This window comes from Psychrobacter sp. Marseille-P5312, assembly GCF_900291405.1.
Classification (GTDB): domain Bacteria; phylum Pseudomonadota; class Gammaproteobacteria; order Pseudomonadales; family Moraxellaceae; genus Psychrobacter; species Psychrobacter celer.
The window spans coordinates 1,318,213-1,338,759 of record NZ_OLML01000001.1; the positions used below are offsets into that span (position 1 = coordinate 1,318,213).

Genomic DNA, 20,547 nt, shown 5'->3' on the forward strand with positions numbered 1-20,547 from the left:
GGAGTAGATGCATGGCCGAGCGTGCCGCCAAGCAGTTAGAACTGAATAAATCTGAATTACCCAATTCCATTACTGAAGTCATTGCCACATTGACCCGAGCTGGGTTTGATGCCTATATCGTCGGGGGCGGGGTGCGTGACACATTATTGGGTCTGCGTCCAAAAGACTTTGACGCAGTGACGGATGCCAAGCCGCATGAGATCAAAGACGTCTTTGGAAAGCGCTGCCGTATCATCGGTCGCCGCTTTCAATTGGCGCATGTGTACTCTGGCCGTGAGCTGATTGAAGTGGCGACGTTTCGCGGGCCACCGACCAACAACGCCAATACCAACCAAGATGGTATGATTTTGCGCGACAATGTCTGGGGCGATATAAAACAAGACTTTGCCCGTCGTGATTTTTCTATCAATGCGCTCTATTATCAACCACTCAAAGGCGTGGTCCATGATTTTTGCGGGGCGCTTGACGATATCGACAATCGCATCATTCGTCTGCTTGGCCACGCGCCTACTCGTATCGAAGAAGACCCTGTACGCCTGCTACGGGCGCTGCGTTTTAAAGCCAAGCTTGGCTTTGAGTTTGATGAGGCATTGGCGGAGCAGTTCCATGAGGACAACTGGGCGCTACTTGAGCAAATATCGCCGCATCGTCTCTATGATGAGACGCAAAAAATGTTTACCGGTGGCTATTTGGTACCGCTATTGCCGTTATTGTTTGAGTCAGGGGCGATGGATAGCTTGGTCGTTTATCCACCTGCTGAGCCAAGCGCACTGGTCAAGCAAGTGGCGATCAATACCGACAAGCGCATCGCTGCTGGTAAAAGCATCAATCCGGCGTTCTTTTATGCGGCGCTATTGTGGGAAAACTACCTGCACCAGTTAGAAAAAGCCAAAAAACGCAACATGCCTTTTGCCGATGCGCAACTGCACGCCGCTGGCAAAGTCATCGACCGTCAGCGTATCAAAACTGCCATTCCAAAGTTTGCTGAGCAATTTATCCGTGATATCTGGATTTTGCAGCCCAAACTGTCCGCACCGCGTAACAAGCAAATCGTCCAGCTCTCTGAGCATCCACGTTTTCGCGCAGGTTTTGATTTTTTATTGCTGCGTGAGCAGTGCGGCGATGCCGAGCATCCCTTGTCTGAGTCGACTAATGGTATGGGCGAATGGTGGCAGACGTATCAAACCTTGTCCGAGAGAGACAAGCAGCAAGCCATCGCTGATTTTGATGAAAATATCCGCCGCGGCGCTTACAAAAAAGGCCAACGCGGCCGCGGGCGCAATCGCCAAAACCAAAAGTCAGATAGCAGTATCGATAGCGTGACAGATACCGCGTCGTCCAAACCATCAAATGCGCCTCAAAAAGACAGCGCTGATACAGGCGGTATTCCTGCGCGTCGTCGCCGTGCCAAATCACAGCCAGCGACTAGCAAATCAAATAGTCAGCCAAACAGTAAGTCAAGCGCTGGTCGTCATGATGACAATCAGCCATTGTCGCAGGACGAGGCGGAGCTGGCACAATTGCAGCAATTGTCACTGGCCGTTATCAAGCAGTCGCACAAAAAGCCTGCCGCGCCAAAGCCATTGTTTGTCATCGAGCACGAAAAAGTCGTACCGCCGCTAAAAAAACAGCTGCCGCAAGATAAAGAGGCTCAGAGTGCTGCTCAAGACAAACAGCAAGCCGCGCCTAAACAGTCGCAAAAACGACCGCAAAAACAATCAAAGACGCAAGCAGAAAACCCATCCACAACACAGCAGACGCCATCGGCTCAAGCCGTTAGCCGCGAGAATAAGCAAGCAGCCGTCGCATCGGTGCCAGATAAGCCTGCGCTCACGGTTGCCCAGTCGCCAGCACTGGTGAGTCTCAATAATGCGCCGATACCTTATCAGCGTCGCCGCCGTCAGCCCAGCAGTACTGTTACTACGACCAAACCGCAAGCGACCGATGCCAGCGAGCAGACGCCCGTAAAACCGGCTAAGGCTTATGCAAAACAAGCGCCAAAACCTGCTGCTCAGTCTACTATCGAAGCTGAGCCGCCAGCTAAGCGCGGCACAGACCATAAAGAAGCCGCTACCGCTAAAAAAACAAAAACGTCCGCGCCCAGCACAAGCAAAAAAACACAAACTGCAATGCCTCAGCCGCTCATCAGTCTGATAGAGACGAATAAAGGCCCGATACCCGCAAAGCGTCGCCGTCGACAGCCTAGTGCTGAAGGCGCTTGATCGGTGACTGTGAGAGCCAATGGTATGAATAATCGCCTTCATAACAGTCAAAGTGCCGATGGTGCTGTAGACGTCAATAGCACACATGGTCACGGCAGTAATCAGGACGCGGCAGAGTGGGCATGCGCCTATGTGGGGTTGGGTAGTAATTTGGCCAATGAGCTGGGCTCGCCGACCGAACATCTACAGACCGCCCTCAACGCGATACAAGCGCATGCGCAGATACGTCATCTGCGGGTGTCATCGTTTTATGCGTCAGCGCCGATGGGGCCACAAGACCAGCCTGATTTTGTCAATGCGGTCGCGGGGTTTGAGACGACGTTATTGCCGTTTGAGCTATTGGCGTTTTGTCAGCAGCTAGAGGTGCACGCAAAACGGGCGCGATTGCGCCGTTGGGGCGAGCGCAGTTTGGATGTCGATATTTTGCTATATGGTCAGCTACAAATGACGGACGCTAAGCTGACCATACCGCATGCTGGATTGTGTGAGCGTAACTTTGTGTTGCTGCCGCTACGTGAGATAGCACCAGAGTTGCAGGTATTGGGCAAGCCGATTGCGGACTATCCACCAAGCTGCGATTGGACAGGCCTCAAGTTATTAAGAAATAACTCATGAGCGGTGAGCTCGCCAGGTATTCAGCTGATAATCAAAGGGATTGAGGGCTATATGACGACGTTATCTACGCTAAATAAATTTAAAAAAGAAGGCACCAAGTTTACGTGCTTGACCTGCTACGATGCGATGTTTGCGCGGATGATGGACAAGGCACAGATTGACACGATCTTAATAGGGGATAGCTTGGGGATGGTCGTTCAAGGCCATGACTCAACGCTGCCAGTCACGGTTGACGATATGGTTTATCATACTGCTAATATCGCTCGGAGTAACAGCAGCGCTTTGATTTTGGCGGATCTGCCGTTTATGAGCTACGTCACTTTGCCAGAAGCGGTGGCCAATAGCCGCAAGCTGATGCAGGCGGGCGCGCACGTGGTAAAGATAGAAGGCGGTCGTGAGCTGTGCGAGCTGGTCACAACCTTAGCGCGGGCAGGCACCCCAACGTGTGTGCATCTGGGGCTGACGCCGCAGTCGGTCAATGTCTTTGGTGGCTATAAAATCCAAGGCCGCGGTGAGGCAGCAGCAGACAAGCTACTGGCTGATGCCAAAGCCGTCGTCGATGCAGGCGCAGCGCTGCTAGTATTAGAGTGTGTGCCCGCTGAGCTGGCCAAAGCGGTGACCCAAGCAGTCGCAGTACCAGTGATCGGAATCGGCGCAGGCGCAGATACCGATGGTCAGGTGCTGGTCATGCATGACATGCTTGGTATGGCGCACGGCCGCGTGCCGCGTTTTGTCCATGATTTCTTGACCGATACGCGCAATCGTGCTGGCAGTATTGAAGGCGCATTTGCCCTGTATCAGCAGTCGGTACGTGAGGGCAGCTTTCCTACCACCCAGCATCAATTTAGCTAGTTTTAAGCTGGATTGATGATAGTTTGACAATTCTAGTGAGTTTGACTTTGTTTTTCGGCAATTACGATTATTAAGAGCAGAAGGCTTTATCATGCCAATCATTTATCAGCAGATATCAGACTTGCGTGCAGCGCTGCAGCCGCATCGCACTCAGCAATCTATCGCTCTGGTGCCGACGATGGGCAATTTGCATGATGGCCACCTTGAGCTGGTAAACATCGCCAAGCAACACGCTGATATCGTGGTGGTGAGTATTTTTGTCAATCCCACGCAGTTTGGTGAAGGTGAAGATTTTGATAGCTACCCGCGCACGCTGGACGACGATGTGGCAAAGCTTGCCACAGTGGCAGCGGACTATGTCTTTGCGCCCAGTATCGAGGAGATGTATCCAGTCTTGCCGCCCGCGACAGCAGTGCTGGCAGGGACGATTAGCGCGCAGCTATGCGGGCAGTCACGTCCTGGACACTTTGATGGGGTGGGTATCGTGGTGTCAAAACTGTTCAATATCATCCAGCCTGATGCGGCGGTGTTTGGACAAAAAGATTACCAGCAGTTGGCGATTATCAAGCAGTTGGTGCGAGACCTTAGTTATCCGCTAGAGATTATCGCCGCGCCCATTGTCCGTGCTGCTGATGGTTTGGCGCTATCATCACGCAATCAGTACTTAACGGCCAGCGAGCGGCAGGTGGCTCCTGTGCTCCATCAAGCGCTGCAAAGTTTGGCGCAGCAGTTGCAAGATATAAAAATAGCACCGCAAGGCTCGATATTGCCGCACATAACGGCGCTACTTGCACAGACGCGTGAGCACCTCACAAATGCAGGGTTTACTGTTGACTATTTACAGATAAAAACTGCTGAGCTGGATGCTATTACAGAGGATTTTGATAAAGATAAGCAAGACATGGTTATTTTGGTAGCGGCATGGCTTGGGCGCGCGCGTTTATTGGATAATCAGCTAGTGACGCTCAAGTAGTCATTATGCAATTCGCCGTCAGATAATCAGCCATGGTAATATCGCAATGTGCAGGAAGCAATAGCGTCAACTGCTGATAATAATCGCCATAGCCGCTCTGTGGCAAAAGCAAGGCCGCTTTTATGATGGCTGAGTAGCGTGGTTTAGTATGTATGGCTTGGATAACCTAGGACAGGTGGATGATGGACATGGATCAACACAATAGCAATCAGCAGTCTGAGCAGGCTTTGGAGCAAGTGCGACGGCCAGCCGCCGCCGATGCACTTAGCATCCTTGTCGTCTCAGGCCGCTCAGGCTCTGGCAAAACATCAGTGCTCAATATCTTAGAAGATCTTGGGTATTATTCTATCGATAATTTGCCTTTGTCTTTGGTGCCACAGGCAGTTCATAAGCTGGTGAGGGAAAGCGGTATACGCCGTATCGCCCTTGGAGTCGATATTCGCACACCGCGCGCTGATTTGTCTAACTTTGCAGAGACTTATGAGGCGCTAAAGGCAACGTATGGTAAGCAGGCGGTCAAAGTCGTTTATGTCACCGCGCAAGAGCATACTTTAATCGCGCGGTTCAATGCCACTCGCCGTGTCCATCCGTTGATGTCGCAAGATGTGGATAGTGATAATGCCCGTCATATCGCCTTTAACCTGCCAGCGGCTATCAAAAGAGAGATAGAGCTGCTAGAGCCGATAGCAGGTCACGCTGATATCAGAATCGATACCAGCAGCTTGAATATCCATCAGTTAAAAGACAGCTTACGTGCGCATATCGGCATGGACAATCAGATTGTCATCAATCTTTTGTCTTTTGGGTTTAAGTATGGCAGCCCTATCGATGCTGATTTTGTCTTTGATGTAAGGGTGTTGCCAAACCCGCATTGGAACCCTGAGCTGCGAGCGGCGACTGGTCTAAATGCAGAGGTCGCCACATTTTTTGCCGACTATCCAGAAGTGGCAGAAATGACCGATGATATCGATCAGTTTTTGACGCGCTGGCTGCCTGAGTTTTTGCACAACAACCGTCATACCGTGACGGTAGCGTTTGGCTGTACAGGCGGCAAGCATCGCTCGGTGTTTATCACAGATGCTTTGCAGCGCCGTTTGGCACAGAACATGCCAGCAGGGGTCAAGGTGTTGGCCAAGCATCGCGAAAAAAGCCGGTGGTAAACTCCTAGCAGACGTGCACTTTATTATTTGGTGGTGTGTCAAAAAGTATGCTGATTAAAACTTGAACAGTTTTTGAAGCCTTGAAAGCCCTATAGAATCAGAGAACTTAGCATAGATTTTTTATTGGCTTCTATCGCCAGCATACTTTTTAGAACACCACCTATTATTTTACTATTCCTCACTTCGGAACGCTTTTATGATTGACTGGTCAGAACAGGATATGCGCGTCTCGCGCACAGAACTCAAAAAAGCCCATGAGCGCTTGCAGCAGTTATCCATACCACTTGCAAGCTTGTCGAAAAAACAGCTAAAAAAACTGCCGGCCAGTGATTATTTTATGGCTGAGCTGATGGCATTGGCGGACATCACCAGTGCCAATGCGCGCAATCGTCAGACCAAGCGTGTGGGTAAGCTTATCGGCGAAGAAAACCGCCACGAGCTTGTCAAAGCGTTGTTTGATGCCTATTTTCCAAAAGAGCAAGTCTCCAAAATCGAGAGCTGGTATGATCGCCTCAATATCAATGACGAAGGCACGCTAAAGCAGTTTGTCAAACAATACAAAGCTTCTGAGCGCAACAGCATGTATCAGCTGTTGTTATGGATTGAGTACGCCAAACACATGCAAGATGATGAGCTATTAGCAGAATCAGAAGCCGATTTGGCCAGTTATATACGAGAAGTGGCCATCTTGTCGCAGCTCAAAAAATAACTGCCCAGCGTCGCTACCAATACTATAAATTCTATAAACGCAAACAAACAAAAAAGCCAATCATCAAATGATTGGCTTTTATTTATAGGCTTACTATCACGATATGCGCTAGCGCTGCGATAAGACCGAAGCACTCGGTTAAATTACTTGGTTAAAGGGCTGGGTTTATTTCTTTTCAGCGCGTGCTTTGTCGACCAAATAATCAACGACCTTGGGTACTTTGGCGCTTTCACCGGTGACGACGTATTTGCCTTGTACCACGACTGCTGGCACCCCTGAAAGCTGATAACGCTTTGCGCCAGCTTGTGAGCGGCCGATTTTTGTACCGACGGCAAATGAGTTATATAGGCTGTTAAATTTCTTTTCATCCACGCCTTTTGACGCATACCACTTGCTCAATGATGCTTGGTCAAAGAGTTTTTTGCCGTCTTTATGAATGGCATCAAACAAAGCGTCGTGGGTTTTGTTTTCAAACCCTAATAGCTGGGCGGCATAAAAACCGCGGGCGTTGGCTTCCCAAACAGGGTTTAGCGCCGCTGGGGTTTTAAAGAACGCGACATCTTTGTCTTTGGTTTTTGCCCACTTTTCCATATGCGGATTGAGGACGTTACAATGCGGGCAGCCATACCAAAAAAACTCACGAACAATGATGGCGTCACCGCTGATTTTTTCTGGATTGTCGAGCACGCGATAGTCTTTTCCGGCGACATAGTCGGCAGCTTGTGCGCCCATAGTGGCAAGTCCAATAGCCATAGCCAGACCAGTCAGTGTAATGACACGTTTCATACTTTATCCTTGAGATGTATAAACTTAGGGTGATGATGGGTTTTACCGCTTAGACAGGCCAAAAGTGCTAAAAGCTGTACAAACGATATAGTGTCGAGTACGGTCGACCTACCATAGAGTAGCGCCTATGATAACGTAAAACATAGGCGCTTGTGAATCCGATTCTTAACGAATGGTTGTAAAGCTGTGAGCGAATCAATAGCCATGACTCACAATCCGTGACGATGTACCTCACGACAAAGCCGCTACTCTCATGCTAATATTGAGTGTATCGTCGTGCGTGTTGTAGACGTTGTACGACAAACCCTTCATATACGACACTTATAATGACAATAAAGGAAATATCATGAGCTCAGTCCATGCCTCTTCGTCAAATGCCAATGAGCAAACCGATAGCCGCGTCAATAATGCCGAGACTAACAGCATCAATGTGGATGCCAGCGAGGTGGATAAATTTAATAAGCTGGCAGGGGAGTGGTGGAGTAGCACGGGCGCCTTTGCGACATTGCACGAAATCAACCCACTACGCCTCAACTGGATAGAAGAAAATATCAAACGCGGCTATCAAAGCGCGCAGTCCTCTGTTGATGAGCAGCACACTGATAAGACCGCCGAGCAGGGTCTGGCGGGCAAAAAAGTGCTGGATGTGGGCTGCGGCGGCGGGATATTGTCAGAGTCAATGGCACGCCGCGGCGCAGATGTCACAGGCATTGATTTGGGAACCGAAAACCTAAAAGCTGCCGCCCTCCACGCCGAGCAAAGTGGCCTTGGGCACACGCTGCGCTATCAGCATATCCCTGTAGAGACGCTGGCAAAAACGCACGCCGGTCAGTTCGATGTGGTGACCTGCATGGAGATGCTGGAGCATGTGCCGGACCCTCAGTCGATTGTGCAGGCGTGTTTTGAGCTGCTGGCACCAGGCGGGGTGTGCGTGCTATCGACGATCAACCGCAACCCCAAGTCTTATTTGTTTGCCATCATTGGCGCAGAGTATGTGCTGCGTCTGCTTGATCGCGGCACTCACGATTATGCCAAGTTCATCACCCCCGCTGAGCTTGACAAAATGGCTGGCTATGCTGGATTTAGACGCCAAGACATCATTGGCCTCCATTATAATCCGCTGACCAAACGCTACTGGCTGGCACAAAACGTCGATGTCAATTATATGATGGCGGTACAAAAGCCACTACGATAGCGCCGTCCTCAAGTGATTTTGCCTACATTTATCTTTTAGACTAAGAGCATTTATTATGAGCCAATTTGTAAAAGCGGTTTTATTTGACCTTGATGGGACGTTAATCGATACTGCTGCTGACTTTGTCCGTATCATCGCAAAGATGAGCGGTGAAAACGATTGGCAAGCGCCGCCGGAGGGGCAAATTCGAGAGCAAGTCTCTGCCGGAGCCTCGGCCATGGTGCAGCTGATGCTGCGTCATAATGACCAACTGCAGGCAAGTGATGAAGAGCTGCAGCGCTTTCGTCAGCAGTTTTTGGACGATTATGAAGCAGACATCTGCGTCGATAGCTGCGTGTTTCCTGCGCTCGACGAGGTACTGAGCACACTGGAGGCAAAAGGCGTGCCATGGGGTATCGTCACCAATAAGCCGCGTTATTTGGCCGAACAGCTGCTCAGTGTGATGCAATTAGATGAGCGCTGCGCGGTGCTGGTGTGCCCCGACGATGTCTCGCGCTCAAAACCTGATCCCGAGCCAATGTATGTGGCCTTAGAGAAGCTCGGTATTCCGCGCGGTGCGGCAGGCTGCGTACTGTATGTCGGCGATCATATACGCGATATCGAAGCCGGTAACGCCGCTGGCATGCCGACGATTTTGGCCGCTTATGGCTATATCCCGCCTGAAGACCAAAAAAGCCTAAAAAAATGGGGCGCAGACTATATTACTGAGACGCCTGAAGCGTTGAATAAACTTTTATTGTCTTCGGGGCAGTTCGATTATTTATAGTCTCTACAAGATAAGCACTACAAGCTAAGCCTTGCCATTTACCGAAATAACGATTAAGCATCCTAACTATTTAATAATAAGCAGTGAGTAATGCCATGAGTGACACTACGAATCAGCCAACCAAACCGCAAAGCAGCACAGACACAGCTGGTTTTACCCAGCCGTTGACACATGATGAGATCCGCAGCTTTGTACCCCCTGACAACTGCTTGGATGGCAAGACTATTTTGGTGACAGGGGCAGGTGACGGTATCGGGCGGGTCGCCGCCTTGACCTATGCGCGCTATGGCGCGACTGTATTGTTGCTCGGACGTACCAGCAGCAAGCTTGAGTATGTCTATGATGAGATTGAGAGCTTTGGCGGCAAGCAGCCTGCCATGCTACCGATGAACCTAGAGGGTGCCACTTATGCCGAGATGCAGCAGCTAGAGGGGCTGATCGATAAAGAAATCGGCCAGCTAGATGGTATCTTGCATAATGCTGGCCTGCTTGGGCAGCTGACACCGCTTGAGATGTATGACGTCGATACCTTTGCGCAAGTGATGAAGGTCAACTGTACGGCGACATTTATGCTGACGCAGGCGCTGCTACCGCTGCTCAAAGACGCAGACAATGGCTCTATCGTCTTTACCTCTAGTAGTGTGGGCACGCATCCGCGCGCGTTTTGGGGTGCCTATGCGCTCTCCAAGCAGGCAGTGGAAGGTATGAGCGATATCTTTACCCAAGAGACAAAAAACACCACCAATTTACGTTTTAATTGTATCAATCCGGGTGGGACGCGTACCAACATGCGTGCTCATGCCTACCCAGGAGAAAACCCCATGAGCCTAAAAACCCCTGAGGATATCATGGCAGGTTATGTCTGCTTGATGAGTGATGCCAGTATCGGTGTGCGTGGGCAGGTGGTGGAGTTGCAACCAAAAGACTAGTGATCGCCAATAAGCAAAATGGCTCAGGCACGTCTCATCATGCTTAGCCTATATCTGATGATGGCGTCCTCATCTACCGCCCCTAACTGGCATTGTAATCCATAAAGATATCCCCATCTATTTGTTATTAAAGGCTTTTATTGTTTAAAAGCTAAATAGCATTAATAATAAATAGGATGACGTTATGGCAGGTGGATGGTCAAGAGATGGTGCTGAGCACGAGCAAATGGATGCAACGGTCAACGACGCATTAGAGCGGGCGCGACGGGCTATGCCTAAAGGTGAAAGCGCTGAGTTTTGTGATGAGTGTGGCAATGCGATCCCACAAGCACGGCGACTGGCCGTACCCGGTGTGCAGCACTGTGTCGGCTGTCAGAGTGAGCTTGAAAAAACCGCACGGGCAACGGAGCTGTTTAATCGGCGTGGTAGTAAGGATAGCCAACTGCGCTGATAAGTATAAATTTATAATAAAAAACCAACCTGACGCGGTTGGTTTTTTTGTCACAGCACTTTTTGTCACAGTACTTGAGTAATCAAAAAATAAATAGTTGCTAAATTGAACAGTAAACCGGCTAAAAATACATAGCCATCTTCAGTAATTAAAGAGATAGCAAATAAAATCACTGAGGCTGCCGGTATCATAACTGCAAAAGGCACAAGCTCAAGCGGAATCATAGCAAGAGCGGCAAAGATACAAAGGGCTGCTGCCGCCTTTTTTGCCTTGTCAGAGGTCAGCGACTTGAGTCTAGGCTTAACCAGTTTATCAATCCATTTTGTGGCTTTTGAGGCGATATTCACACCTTTATGCAGCTTGTCTTCATCAAAAGAGATATTATCAACGAACTGCGGCAGCCAAGGACGCTCTTTGCCAAATAGCATCTGAACGCTTATCAAAGTAATAATCACGCCGCAAATAGTCGGCACCCCAGGGATGCCTCCGGTTGGCATAATAGCAATAAGTGCAGGGGCAAATATCAGAGGTCCAAAGCCTTTTGAATTCAGCGAATCCATAATATCGCCGATACTGATCTTATCAGCATCTTCATTAGGTTCTAATTGCTCAAGTACCGCAGTCAAGCTGTGCTCTGATGAAGAGGGATCCGACTTTGAATCACCTTTATCATAATGAGCATTGTCATGCTCATCTAAAGCCGCTTGATTACGGTCTGTACCAGCATTAGAGTTGGAAGGGGAAGTGTTATTGTCTGTCACCATAGCTCCTAAACGCTTACGCCTTACCCATTTTCAACGTCAGCATCCGCCTCGTCTGGAACGAATACGTAGCCCACGCCCCAAACGGTTTGAATATAGCGAGCTTGTGAAGGATTGTCTTCGATTAAACGGCGCAGACGCGATACTTGCACATCGATAGAGCGCTCCATAGCGCCCCATTCGCGGCCTCGCGCAAGATTCATTAGCTTATCGCGGGTTAAAGGCTCGCGTGGATGCTGTACCAAAGCTTTGAGTACCGAAAATTCGCCAGTGGTCAGCGTGACTACATTACCGTCGCGTTTAAGGGTGCGGGTAGACAAATCAAGCGTCCAAGGGCCAAACTCAACCACTTCTAGCTGATGGCTTGGCGCGCCGGGTAATTCGCGGTTCTGTCGACGCAGTACTGCTTTGATGCGGGCGAGTAGCTCTTTTGGGTTAAAAGGTTTTGGTAGATAATCATCAGCGCCTGCTTCGAGGCCAGCGATACGATCAGCGTCGCCGCCTTTGGCGGTGAGCATGATGATAGGGATGTCGGCATTGTCTTCACGCAAGCGCTTACAGATACTAATGCCGTCCTCACCAGGAAGCATCAAATCAAGCACCACCAACGAAAACAACTCGCGCTGCATCAACTTATCCATCTGACTGGCATCATGGGCGGTGCGCACGACAAAACCATCGTCCTCTAAAAAGCGCTGCAACAAAGAGCGCAGGCGGGCATCGTCATCGACGACCAAAATACGCTGAGTCAAAGTATCTGGGCTATTATTATCTGTCATACAGGCATCCTCTTATAAAAATTATTATGAACATTCATTATCGGTGTCACGCATAAATTGCGCTGAGCAACACCCTTATCATTATTTGCTCTGCGATTAAAAACTGTCTAAAAAACTATCTAAAAATTATCTAACAACAAAGTTCCCTCTTAATATGCCTTATAGTCAATCCAATATAAAAACACCGTTTCATTGAGCGACGTGATGGCCAGGTATCTGATTTATTTGGGTTCGACTATAGCTTTCTAAATATAGAAGCACACAAAGTTATGTAGCGGCGTTAAGCGATACAAAATAATCAGACTTAGAGATTCACGCTGCAAGACACCACCAAACTGCGCCGCTGATACTTTAGTGTATAAGATTGCACCAGCAATTGCATCATCCATCAGGATAAATGCTGTATGCGTTTGTTTAACAACGCCGAAACAGAAAGGATAAAAGGCGATATCGGCCATAAAGTCTAGGCAAAAGCGCAAAAAGATAAAAAGGATTTTTATTCATGCAGCTTTTGCTATAATGCAAAACTACATTTCTCAACGATTGATACGTATATGAGTAGCACTGATACCTTAACGCCATCTCAAACCCAGACAAATACACAGGTTTTGGATGCAACCACACACGCGAATATTCACGACAAGCTTGCTCGCGCGCTTGGCATTAAGACTGCTCAAGTCAATGCGTTTGTTAAACTTTATGATGAAGGCGCGACAGTTCCGTTTATCGCCCGTTACCGTAAAGAAAAGACGCAAAATCTTGATGATGCACAACTGCGAGCGCTAGAAAAATCGCTCAACTATGAGCGTGACATGGCCAGCCGCCGTCTCAAAATTACTGAACTGCTCAGCACGCAAGGCAACTTGACAGATGAGCTGCAGGCGCGCATTGACAATGCGACATCGAAACTTGAGCTAGAAGACATCTATCTGCCATACCGTCCGCGCCGCCGCTCTCCTGCTGCCAAAGCCCGCGCCGCCGGTTTGGATGTACCGGCACAAGCGCTGTTGACCCAAGAGATTACCCCAACTGATGCATTGGCAGATTATGAGGCGCCAGCCAGTATCTCTGATGACAAGGGCAATGAGATAGAGGTCGACTTTGGTGATCTAGACAAACAACTGGCGGGCGTACAAGCCATCATCGTTGATGAATGGACGCAAGCGCTGGATTTGCTTGATAACTTGCGTAATGGTTTTGCAAAGACAGCGAGCATCGTATCGACTGTCGCCAGTGACGAAAAACGCGAAGTGGGCGAAAAATTCAAAGACTACTTTGAACACAGTGAGAGCCTAGCGCGCCTGCCCAATCATCGCCTGCTTGCGATGCTGCGAGGTCGCCAAGAAAACGTCTTGGGCCTGAAGATTGATGGTGAAGACGCTCCTTTTATCGAAAAAATCATCAGTCATTTTGATATCGATGCCAAAGCGCCTGCTGCCCGTCGTGAGTTTTTGCAGGAGGCGGCGACCAGTCTCTGGAAGGATAAATGGCGCCCGCATATCGAGCATCGTTTATTGACCGAAAAACGTCTGACCGCTGAGGCCGATGCAATTGAGGTGTTTGCCAGTAACTTACAGCATCTACTCATGGCTGCACCTGCTGGTCGCAAGGTGATTTTGGGCGTCGATCCAGGTATTCGTCACGGCGTGAAGATGGCAGTTGTTGATGCCCAAGGTCATGTCATGTTAGATAATGAAGACAAACCTGTGGTGGCGACTGTCTATCCGTTTGCTCCTGATAATAAGATGGATGAAGCCAAAAAAATCATCGATGAGTTATTAAGCACTTATAAGGTTGATTTGGTGGCTATCGGTAATGGTACGGCCAGCCGCGAAACCGATGCGATGATCAAAGAGATTTTGGCCGCCAACGCTGAATTAAAAGCCAAAGCCGTGATCGTCAATGAATCAGGCGCGTCTGTTTATTCTGCCAGTGAGCTTGCCAGTGATGAGCTTGCTAATTTAGATGTCTCGGTGCGCGGTGCGGTTTCTATCGCCCGTCGCTTGCAAGATCCGCTATCTGAGCTGGTCAAAGTCGATCCAAAAGCCATTGGCGTGGGTCAATATCAGCACGATGTCAACCAAAACCAATTGGCCGACAGCCTTGATAAAGTCACGCAAGATAGTGTGAACGCGGTTGGTGTTGATGTGAATACTGCAAGCCCAGCTATTTTGGCGCATATCGCTGGTCTAAACAAAAACGTCGCTCAGCAAATCGTGACTTACCGCAAAGAGCACGGCGCTTTTGATAGCCGTGAAGCCCTCAAAAACGTGCCACGCCTCGGGGTCAAGACCTTTGAGCAAGCGGCAGGATTTTTGCGTATCCACGGTGGCAGCAACCCGCTGGATGCGACAGGCGTTCATCCAGAGAGCTACGCGCTGGTTGATAGCTTGCTGTCGCAAACTGGTAAAGCATTGCCAGAGGTGCTGGGTAATGACAGCGTATTAAATAGCATTGATACCACAGCACTGGCGGCCAATGACGACAATGTCAGTGTAAAAGCCATCATTGAAGAGCTGGCAAAACCTGCGCGCGATCCACGCCCTGAGTTTAAGACCGCTAACTTCCGTGAAGACGTCAATAGCATTAAAGACTTAAGCGAAGGCATGCAGCTAGAAGGCGTGGTGACCAACGTCACCGCCTTTGGGTGTTTTGTGGATGTTGGTGTGCATCAAGACGGGCTGGTACATATCTCGCAGATGGCCAATGATTTTGTCGCTGATCCGATGAACCGTGTCAAACCAGGCGATATCGTCTCGGTACGTGTCATCTCCATTGATGAAAAACGTGGCCGTATTGGCTTTAGCATGAAGCCTGAAGCAGAAAAATCAGCGCGGCCAGCCGCCAAGCCTGCGACCCGCAATACTGGTGGTGATGAAAAAGCGAGCCGCCCGCGCAGCAATCGTCCAAACAACAAGCGCCCAGCGGATAAGCGTGCAACAAAACCGCGTGACCATCGTCAAGCTAATGACAGTGCCTCTAACCGCAGCAAGGCTCCAAAAGCCGACGCACCAGCCAAAATGGGGACTTTGGGCGCACTGCTACAAGAAGCCGGCGTGACCAAAAGCAAAAAATAATCAGTATTATAAAAAATAGAAAAAGGCAGCCATTGGGCTGCCTTTTTTGTGTCATACGCTTGTATCAATTGTGCCTTACTAGGCAAAATACTATCTGTGTTTATGCTGTTTGTTAGCGACGCTATAATTGAGGCGCGGTTATTATCGAGACGCTATTATTGCGCCCAAATCTTAGCGTGCAATAGCGATACGGCGATTTTCTTTAAACTCGACATCCGCAGGCTGCGTTGCGAGTAGCTCACCACGCTTGTCTTTTTTCTTTTCTTGTAATGTGATTTCTGCGTTGGCAGCTTCGTCGTCGGTTGCGCCTTCACCTGCCAATAGTGGCTGATAGTTTGCATCACTGTGCTGCATGTTGAGTGCTGGAGCAGGCTGCTCGGTTTGCGCAGGTTGCATGCCAGCCGCTGCCATTGCATCATTTTCTTCCTCAGTAGCTTCTTTAGTCGCCACCTCCATGGCTGCTGCATCTGTGATAGCAACTGCCTCTTCACTTTCTACAGCGCCAGGTTGAGTGGCCAGTAACTCACCATCTGGGCCTTCGACTTCAGCTTGTAAGGTATTGTCTACGGGTTCGGCCAGTTTATCCGCTGGGGTCACCTCTGCTGTGTTGACTGGGGCTGCCATCGCCATGGTTGGTAAGATAAGCGTCGCACCCATAAGTAGTGATAAAGCCGTGTTTTTCATAATAAAACTCCAAAATATAATAAGATGATTATGTACAAAACCACAAATCCGCGCATAAGATGGTGAACTTTGAGTCACTACCTTATGTGCTGATACGATCTTGTTATTATTCCCAAACGCAAAATACCAGCTCTAGGGCCAGTATTTCAGTAGTAAAGTCATTAAGGTTCTAACGGCTTGGTGTTTTCTTGTGACATTATGAAACGTTGGTAATACATTTGCGACAATATCTATCCAAGCTTGTCTTCGGTTGTCTTCGTTTTTTGGCGCTTTGAGCGCGTATTTAAAACAGGTTATATGCCAATCCTTTATTCATTTACCTCTTTTGTTATCTGAGGTATCTCGTCAGCATCAGGAACGCGAACCACAGGGAAGGTTTGGTTGATTTCTGTGTTATCAAGGACGTCAGCATCGGCCTCTGCGCCCACAATCACAGCGCGATTGGCACTATCTTCGATGGCGATTGCCGTGCCTTGAGTGGTGTTGACGCGTTTGATTTGATCATCTGGAGCGATAATGACTTCTTTGACGCTGTACTTGGCTGGACGTATTACGCGCGTTGTCTCAACGACGACAGGCTCTACGCTGCGCGCTTCAGTGACCGCAATTTGTGCCTCTGGGGCAGGGGCTTCACTGGCGATAGGTGTGGGAAATTTATCGCCAAAATGATTGTCACATTGCTGCATACTCAAGCGAACTGGGTTGCCAGCTTTGTCCATATAGACGTTGACGGGCATATCAGCAGCGATAGGGACATATTTGCCGACCAACGCGCCCGATACCCCATAACGACCGTTTGATTGCCCAACGCCTAAGTCACAAGCTCCTGCAGAGTAATCCTTGGTAGGTAAGTTATGGCGATCGACCACGCTTTGGGGGATCATCACTTCTGCTAGCGTCATTTGTTTGACGGCGGCTTCACCGGCTTGGCGCTTGGGGTTTTGATAAGTATAAGGGGTATAAAATTTGGCCGAGCCATCTTTGACTGCGCTGACGCACTCATCATAGCTATCATAGCCAACGTTGCCATGGCTATCGGTGGTCATAGCTGCATTGGCAGAGCTTGCCAACATCATAAGGCCTGAAGTAAATACAGCGGCGGTTAATACGTACAATTTCATTGTGGTTCCCTCTTCATTATTATTGATTTTGCTCTGTTTTATATCATTCTCATGGCTACGTAACATTGACGATGTGCCATTCACTGTGCGTTATCAGAAACTAAGTAGTCAAGAGCGGTATTTATAAGGTGTTTGGTCTTTATAAGATGTCTAGAAACAAGGCACAAAAAGTTATGCGACCTTTGCTATGTGACCTTTTTTATCCTACGCTAGTGACCAAAAGATGGCTGTGACATTAGGCTAGGAATGTGTAGCATAATGTATAAAAAAATCGTCAACAGGTAACATCTGTCACTAAAGAAGTACACTAGTTGTATTTATTAACAGCCGCCCAAATTTGTCATTTGATGTTTCACTACATTTTCTAAAATTTTTGCCATAAAAAACCGCACCTTATAAATAAGACACGGTCAGAGACTATAGTCGATCTGCTATAAAATAAGTACAGTACGGCTGGGATGAATGTGATGCAGCCCTTCATCTACTCATGATAATAATGTTAGGCATCGACTACCTCAAAACGAAGGTCGGCATGCTCCTCTAAGCGCGACAATAAGGTATCGCCCATCGCGGCCGCTGGCGTCCAAAATCCACCGGCCACATCGTCTTTGCTGATATCTTGTGCCAAGCAAAGAGCGGCCTGTGCCAACATACGCGAAGTGCTGCCGTAACCTGGGTCTTTATCGCCGGTGACTTTGGTATTGATGGTCTGGTTGCCAGTGGTTTGACCAAACAGACGAATATCGAAGTAGCCGTTTTCTTGCTCTTCTTTAGAAGGGCCAGAGCCTGACTTGGGCAGCACATGCTTAGATAGTAGCTCACGGCTGGGTTTGATCATCATCGCTGTGGCAAACCCAAATAAGCCTGCGCTCATCGCATAGCTCGATAGTTGACCTTTGACGCCATCCTTCATCCACATCGCTTCATCGTATTTAAACTGACGCCCGTACTCATAGCCGAGCAGTTGGTTGGTGCGATGGACGATACGGGTGTTGATACTGGCCATGACAAAGGGCGCAAGCCAGCGTTTGTGCTCGCTGTCGTATTTTGGTTTACTGATGTTGTCTTGGCGTACGTTTGGCGCGTCTTTATCATCGTTTAGCAAATAAGGGTTGGCCACTTGCTTGCGGCGCGATTTGTCTTCTCCGACTTCTTCAAATATCGTTGCCATTGAGGCAATAGTGCCGCCAGACAGCCCGCCTTTTGCCGCCTTGACACGCATATGAATGACATCACATGTCTCACCAAATCTCTCTTCGGCTTGCTTTTGGGTAAAGTAAACTCCCAAATCTGAAGGAATGGAATCAAACCCGCAGGAGTTGACAATACGAGCGCCACTTTGTTTTGCCGTCTCCTGATATTTATCCATCATGTCTTTGATAAAGATGGCTTCACCGGTCAGATCGACGTAGTCGGTGCCATTTTCTGCACAAGACTTGATCAATGGTTCGCCGTACTTGAGGTAGGGGCCGACGGTTGAGATGATGACTTGGGTTTGTTTGGTCATCGCATCGAGGCTGGCGGCGTCGTTACTATTGGCAATGATGGTGTCGACTTTGCTGGCAAGTTTGGACTGCAAGTCGTTTAGCTTTGCTTCATCACGGCCGGCGATGGCCCATGTGACATTAGAGCCGTCTTTGTTTTTGGCATTTGACAAAAAATGGGTCAAATAATGGGCGGTAATCTGCCCAACAAAACTGGTCGCTCCATAAAGCACGACCGCATAAGGTCGTTTTTCAGTATTGTTTGCAGCGGTGTGATTGGTCGTATCCGTATTGGTATCCATAACTCTCTTCCTTATATGAATGGTTGTTTGTAGCGGCTCGTTCATTATCGTAGCTACCATCATCATAGCAACTTTTGCTCAATGATCATCTGGTCAAGTGCAGTACTGACAGTCATTTTATGGTTGGGTTGCGACAGTCAGCTTCCTATAAAAATGTGACAGCAAGGCTGATGACTAGGGCGTGTCCTCCATACTGCGCCTAGCTGCTTTTTAGTGGGTCACTATGAGGGGTTATAACAGATTTAATGGACAAAAAAAGCGTGACTTATAAAACACCATCTGTCGCTACACACAATCTTTATAAATAAAAACAAGATTTGGCGAGTATTAAGATTTGCTACAAAGGTTACATAATCCACCGGTATTATTACCAAAATGAACGTTGTCTGGCGACAAATGTTGCTAATCTATGGTCGTAAGCCGTTGTAATAGGTATAAAAAAACAACAATTAATGAGTATGAAAAGAAGGGATAGCAGATTAAGTGATGTTTAAGTGACAGTAAAGAACCATAGAGGTACGCCACTTAATGAGTCATGCAGACAGATCTGCGATCTGGTTTTGATTATCATTCAAGGAGAAGATTATGTTTCGCTGGGCTATTATTTTTGCCGTTATCGCATTGTTAGCAAGTTTCTTGGGCTTTGGCGGTGTCGCAGGCTTATCAGCAAACTTTGCGTATATTTTATTGGCGTTGGCGGTGATTTTATTTATCGTCGCATTTGTAAGCCGCCGTATGTAGTCGGCAGTTAAGCAGCTAAGAGGTTTAACTATTTTAAATATGCAGGCAAGTTTAAATATACAGGCAAGATGCTTGAGTATATTTGGTAAAAAAAGTCCTCGATTTGAATCGAGGACTTTTTTTTGGCTGCTGTGTTTGTCTGTCAGATAGCGCTTATAAGTGTTTGGGCTGAATGATGTGCTCCATGCGTTTGGCCAAACGGATATCCAGGCTTGAGATGCCACCTGTATCGTGGTTGGTCAAGCGCACTTCTACCACATTGTAGATATTACGCCATTCAGGATGATGCTCGAGCGCCTCTGCATGAAAAGCGGCTTGATTCATAAAGCTCATGGCTTCGATAAAGTCGCTAAAGTAATAGGTCTTGACGATACTATTGCCATCACGTTGCCATCCTGCCAGCTCTTCTAACTGTAGGTTGATTTGTTTGTCAGATAAACTACTCATATTAATAATCTTTATTATTATGTGGTTTGGTTTATTAAAAATAACGATGACGTCAGCTGACTGGCGAACAGTCTGTTATATCAAGTATTTTATACCAAATTTTTTATACTAAGTCTTGATACTCAGGTCGTCTATTGATGTAGGAGGCGACAAATGAGCATTGCGGCACGACCTTTTTATCATGAGCGCGGGCATAGTCGAGAGCATGCTTGACCAGTGCTGTACCAAGACCACGGCCGCCTAGCTCTTTTGGCACGATGGTATGGTCATACACCAGCTTGTCGTCGCGCTCCTGATAGCTGATGTAGCCTGTATGACCGTCGATGGTGGTCTCAAAGCGGTTTGCGGACTCGTTGTGGGTGATGGTTGGGGCGTTGTCTGCAGTAAATTCCTGTGTACTCATCATATACTCCGTTGTTGGTTTTATCAGATAGCTTTAGGTTGAGGGTATTTAGACAGTGGCTCTTATACGAAAGCTCTAGATCGATGTTTC

21 protein-coding genes are annotated in these 20,547 nt (G+C 48.4%); 12 read left to right on the plus strand and 9 right to left on the minus strand.

The window, feature by feature from the left end; translation table 11 throughout:
* Window positions 1–11 precede the first annotated feature (11 nt).
* The 6 genes from pcnB to yjgA all read left to right on the plus strand — a co-directional run bounded on the left by pcnB (window position 12) and on the right by yjgA (window position 6,531).
* Window positions 12–2,222 carry a polynucleotide adenylyltransferase PcnB gene (pcnB, locus tag C6W44_RS05690; RefSeq protein WP_105244587.1) on the plus strand — a complete coding sequence of 737 codons (2,211 nt, stop codon included), beginning with the start codon at window positions 12–14 and terminating at the stop codon, window positions 2,220–2,222.
* Between the two features lie 24 nt (window positions 2,223–2,246).
* Window positions 2,247–2,837 (plus strand): 2-amino-4-hydroxy-6-hydroxymethyldihydropteridine diphosphokinase, encoded by a 591-nt coding sequence (gene folK, locus C6W44_RS05695; RefSeq protein ID WP_105244588.1) that lies wholly within the window; start codon window positions 2,247–2,249, stop codon window positions 2,835–2,837.
* A 51-nt stretch (window positions 2,838–2,888) separates the two neighbouring features.
* Entirely contained in the window at window positions 2,889–3,689 is an 801-nt protein-coding gene (panB, locus tag C6W44_RS05700; protein ID WP_105246482.1) for a 3-methyl-2-oxobutanoate hydroxymethyltransferase, read from the plus strand.
* A 91-nt stretch (window positions 3,690–3,780) separates the two neighbouring features.
* A complete protein-coding gene (gene panC, locus C6W44_RS05705; RefSeq protein ID WP_105244589.1) occupies window positions 3,781–4,662 on the plus strand; it encodes a pantoate--beta-alanine ligase in 882 nt (293 codons plus the stop codon).
* A gap of 182 nt (window positions 4,663–4,844) precedes the next feature.
* The gene (rapZ, locus tag C6W44_RS05710) at window positions 4,845–5,822 is read left to right on the plus strand and encodes an RNase adapter RapZ (protein ID WP_413772336.1); all 978 of its coding nucleotides are present in this window, start codon (window positions 4,845–4,847) and stop codon (window positions 5,820–5,822) included.
* 196 nt (window positions 5,823–6,018) lie between these two features.
* Window positions 6,019–6,531: a ribosome biogenesis factor YjgA gene (yjgA, locus tag C6W44_RS05715; protein ID WP_100748714.1), complete on the plus strand. Its 513-nt coding sequence runs from the start codon at window positions 6,019–6,021 to the stop codon at window positions 6,529–6,531.
* Between the two features lie 165 nt (window positions 6,532–6,696).
* Here yjgA and C6W44_RS05720 read toward each other — a convergent pair whose 3' ends face one another.
* A complete protein-coding gene (locus C6W44_RS05720) occupies window positions 6,697–7,317 on the minus strand; it encodes a thiol:disulfide interchange protein DsbA/DsbL (protein ID WP_075102176.1) in 621 nt (206 codons plus the stop codon).
* Window positions 7,318–7,663: 346 nt separating this feature from the next.
* On the opposite strand from C6W44_RS05720, the gene ubiG reads away from it, so the two are divergent.
* From ubiG to C6W44_RS05740, 4 genes are all read left to right on the plus strand, one after another.
* Window positions 7,664–8,512 carry a bifunctional 2-polyprenyl-6-hydroxyphenol methylase/3-demethylubiquinol 3-O-methyltransferase UbiG gene (ubiG, locus tag C6W44_RS05725; RefSeq protein ID WP_105244590.1) on the plus strand — a complete coding sequence of 283 codons (849 nt, stop codon included), beginning with the start codon at window positions 7,664–7,666 and terminating at the stop codon, window positions 8,510–8,512.
* A gap of 55 nt (window positions 8,513–8,567) precedes the next feature.
* The gene (locus C6W44_RS05730) at window positions 8,568–9,278 is read left to right on the plus strand and encodes an HAD family hydrolase (RefSeq protein ID WP_075102178.1); all 711 of its coding nucleotides are present in this window, start codon (window positions 8,568–8,570) and stop codon (window positions 9,276–9,278) included.
* Window positions 9,279–9,373: 95 nt separating this feature from the next.
* Complete coding sequence (locus tag C6W44_RS05735) at window positions 9,374–10,207, plus strand: YciK family oxidoreductase (RefSeq protein WP_105244591.1); 834 nt, start codon at window positions 9,374–9,376, stop codon at window positions 10,205–10,207.
* 184 nt (window positions 10,208–10,391) lie between these two features.
* Entirely contained in the window at window positions 10,392–10,658 is a 267-nt protein-coding gene (locus tag C6W44_RS05740; RefSeq protein ID WP_075102180.1) for a DksA/TraR family C4-type zinc finger protein, read from the plus strand.
* Window positions 10,659–10,723: 65 nt separating this feature from the next.
* Here C6W44_RS05740 and C6W44_RS05745 read toward each other — a convergent pair whose 3' ends face one another.
* The 3 genes from C6W44_RS05745 to C6W44_RS05755 all read right to left on the minus strand — a co-directional run bounded on the left by C6W44_RS05745 (window position 10,724) and on the right by C6W44_RS05755 (window position 12,656).
* Window positions 10,724–11,284: an exopolysaccharide biosynthesis protein gene (locus tag C6W44_RS05745; protein ID WP_158676699.1), complete on the minus strand. Its 561-nt coding sequence runs from the start codon at window positions 11,282–11,284 to the stop codon at window positions 10,724–10,726.
* Window positions 11,285–11,442: 158 nt separating this feature from the next.
* Window positions 11,443–12,198, minus strand: coding sequence for a two-component system response regulator OmpR (gene ompR / locus C6W44_RS05750; RefSeq protein WP_105244593.1), 756 nt, complete (start codon window positions 12,196–12,198; stop codon window positions 11,443–11,445).
* A gap of 245 nt (window positions 12,199–12,443) precedes the next feature.
* Window positions 12,444–12,656: a hypothetical protein gene (locus C6W44_RS05755; RefSeq protein WP_105244594.1), complete on the minus strand. Its 213-nt coding sequence runs from the start codon at window positions 12,654–12,656 to the stop codon at window positions 12,444–12,446.
* Window positions 12,657–12,752: 96 nt separating this feature from the next.
* Between C6W44_RS05755 and C6W44_RS05760 the strand changes: the two genes are divergently transcribed.
* The gene (locus C6W44_RS05760; protein WP_105244595.1) at window positions 12,753–15,275 is read left to right on the plus strand and encodes a Tex family protein; all 2,523 of its coding nucleotides are present in this window, start codon (window positions 12,753–12,755) and stop codon (window positions 15,273–15,275) included.
* A 171-nt stretch (window positions 15,276–15,446) separates the two neighbouring features.
* Here C6W44_RS05760 and C6W44_RS05765 read toward each other — a convergent pair whose 3' ends face one another.
* The 3 genes from C6W44_RS05765 to C6W44_RS05775 form a co-directional block, all read right to left on the minus strand.
* Window positions 15,447–15,959, minus strand: coding sequence for a hypothetical protein (locus C6W44_RS05765; protein ID WP_105244596.1), 513 nt, complete (start codon window positions 15,957–15,959; stop codon window positions 15,447–15,449).
* A 308-nt stretch (window positions 15,960–16,267) separates the two neighbouring features.
* Window positions 16,268–17,080 carry a hypothetical protein gene (locus C6W44_RS05770; RefSeq protein ID WP_105244597.1) on the minus strand — a complete coding sequence of 271 codons (813 nt, stop codon included), beginning with the start codon at window positions 17,078–17,080 and terminating at the stop codon, window positions 16,268–16,270.
* Window positions 17,081–17,579: 499 nt separating this feature from the next.
* The gene (locus C6W44_RS05775; RefSeq protein ID WP_105244598.1) at window positions 17,580–18,866 is read right to left on the minus strand and encodes a saccharopine dehydrogenase family protein; all 1,287 of its coding nucleotides are present in this window, start codon (window positions 18,864–18,866) and stop codon (window positions 17,580–17,582) included.
* A gap of 585 nt (window positions 18,867–19,451) precedes the next feature.
* On the opposite strand from C6W44_RS05775, the gene C6W44_RS05780 reads away from it, so the two are divergent.
* Window positions 19,452–19,607 carry a DUF1328 domain-containing protein gene (locus C6W44_RS05780; RefSeq protein WP_011512513.1) on the plus strand — a complete coding sequence of 52 codons (156 nt, stop codon included), beginning with the start codon at window positions 19,452–19,454 and terminating at the stop codon, window positions 19,605–19,607.
* Between the two features lie 153 nt (window positions 19,608–19,760).
* Here the strand turns inward: C6W44_RS05780 and C6W44_RS05785 are convergent, their stop codons facing one another.
* On the minus strand, window positions 19,761–20,054 hold the full coding sequence (locus tag C6W44_RS05785) for a 4a-hydroxytetrahydrobiopterin dehydratase (protein ID WP_105244599.1): 294 nt from the start codon (window positions 20,052–20,054) through the stop codon (window positions 19,761–19,763).
* 103 nt (window positions 20,055–20,157) lie between these two features.
* Window positions 20,158–20,457: a GNAT family N-acetyltransferase gene (locus C6W44_RS05790; protein WP_105244600.1), complete on the minus strand. Its 300-nt coding sequence runs from the start codon at window positions 20,455–20,457 to the stop codon at window positions 20,158–20,160.
* Between the last annotated feature and the right edge of the window lie 90 nt (window positions 20,458–20,547).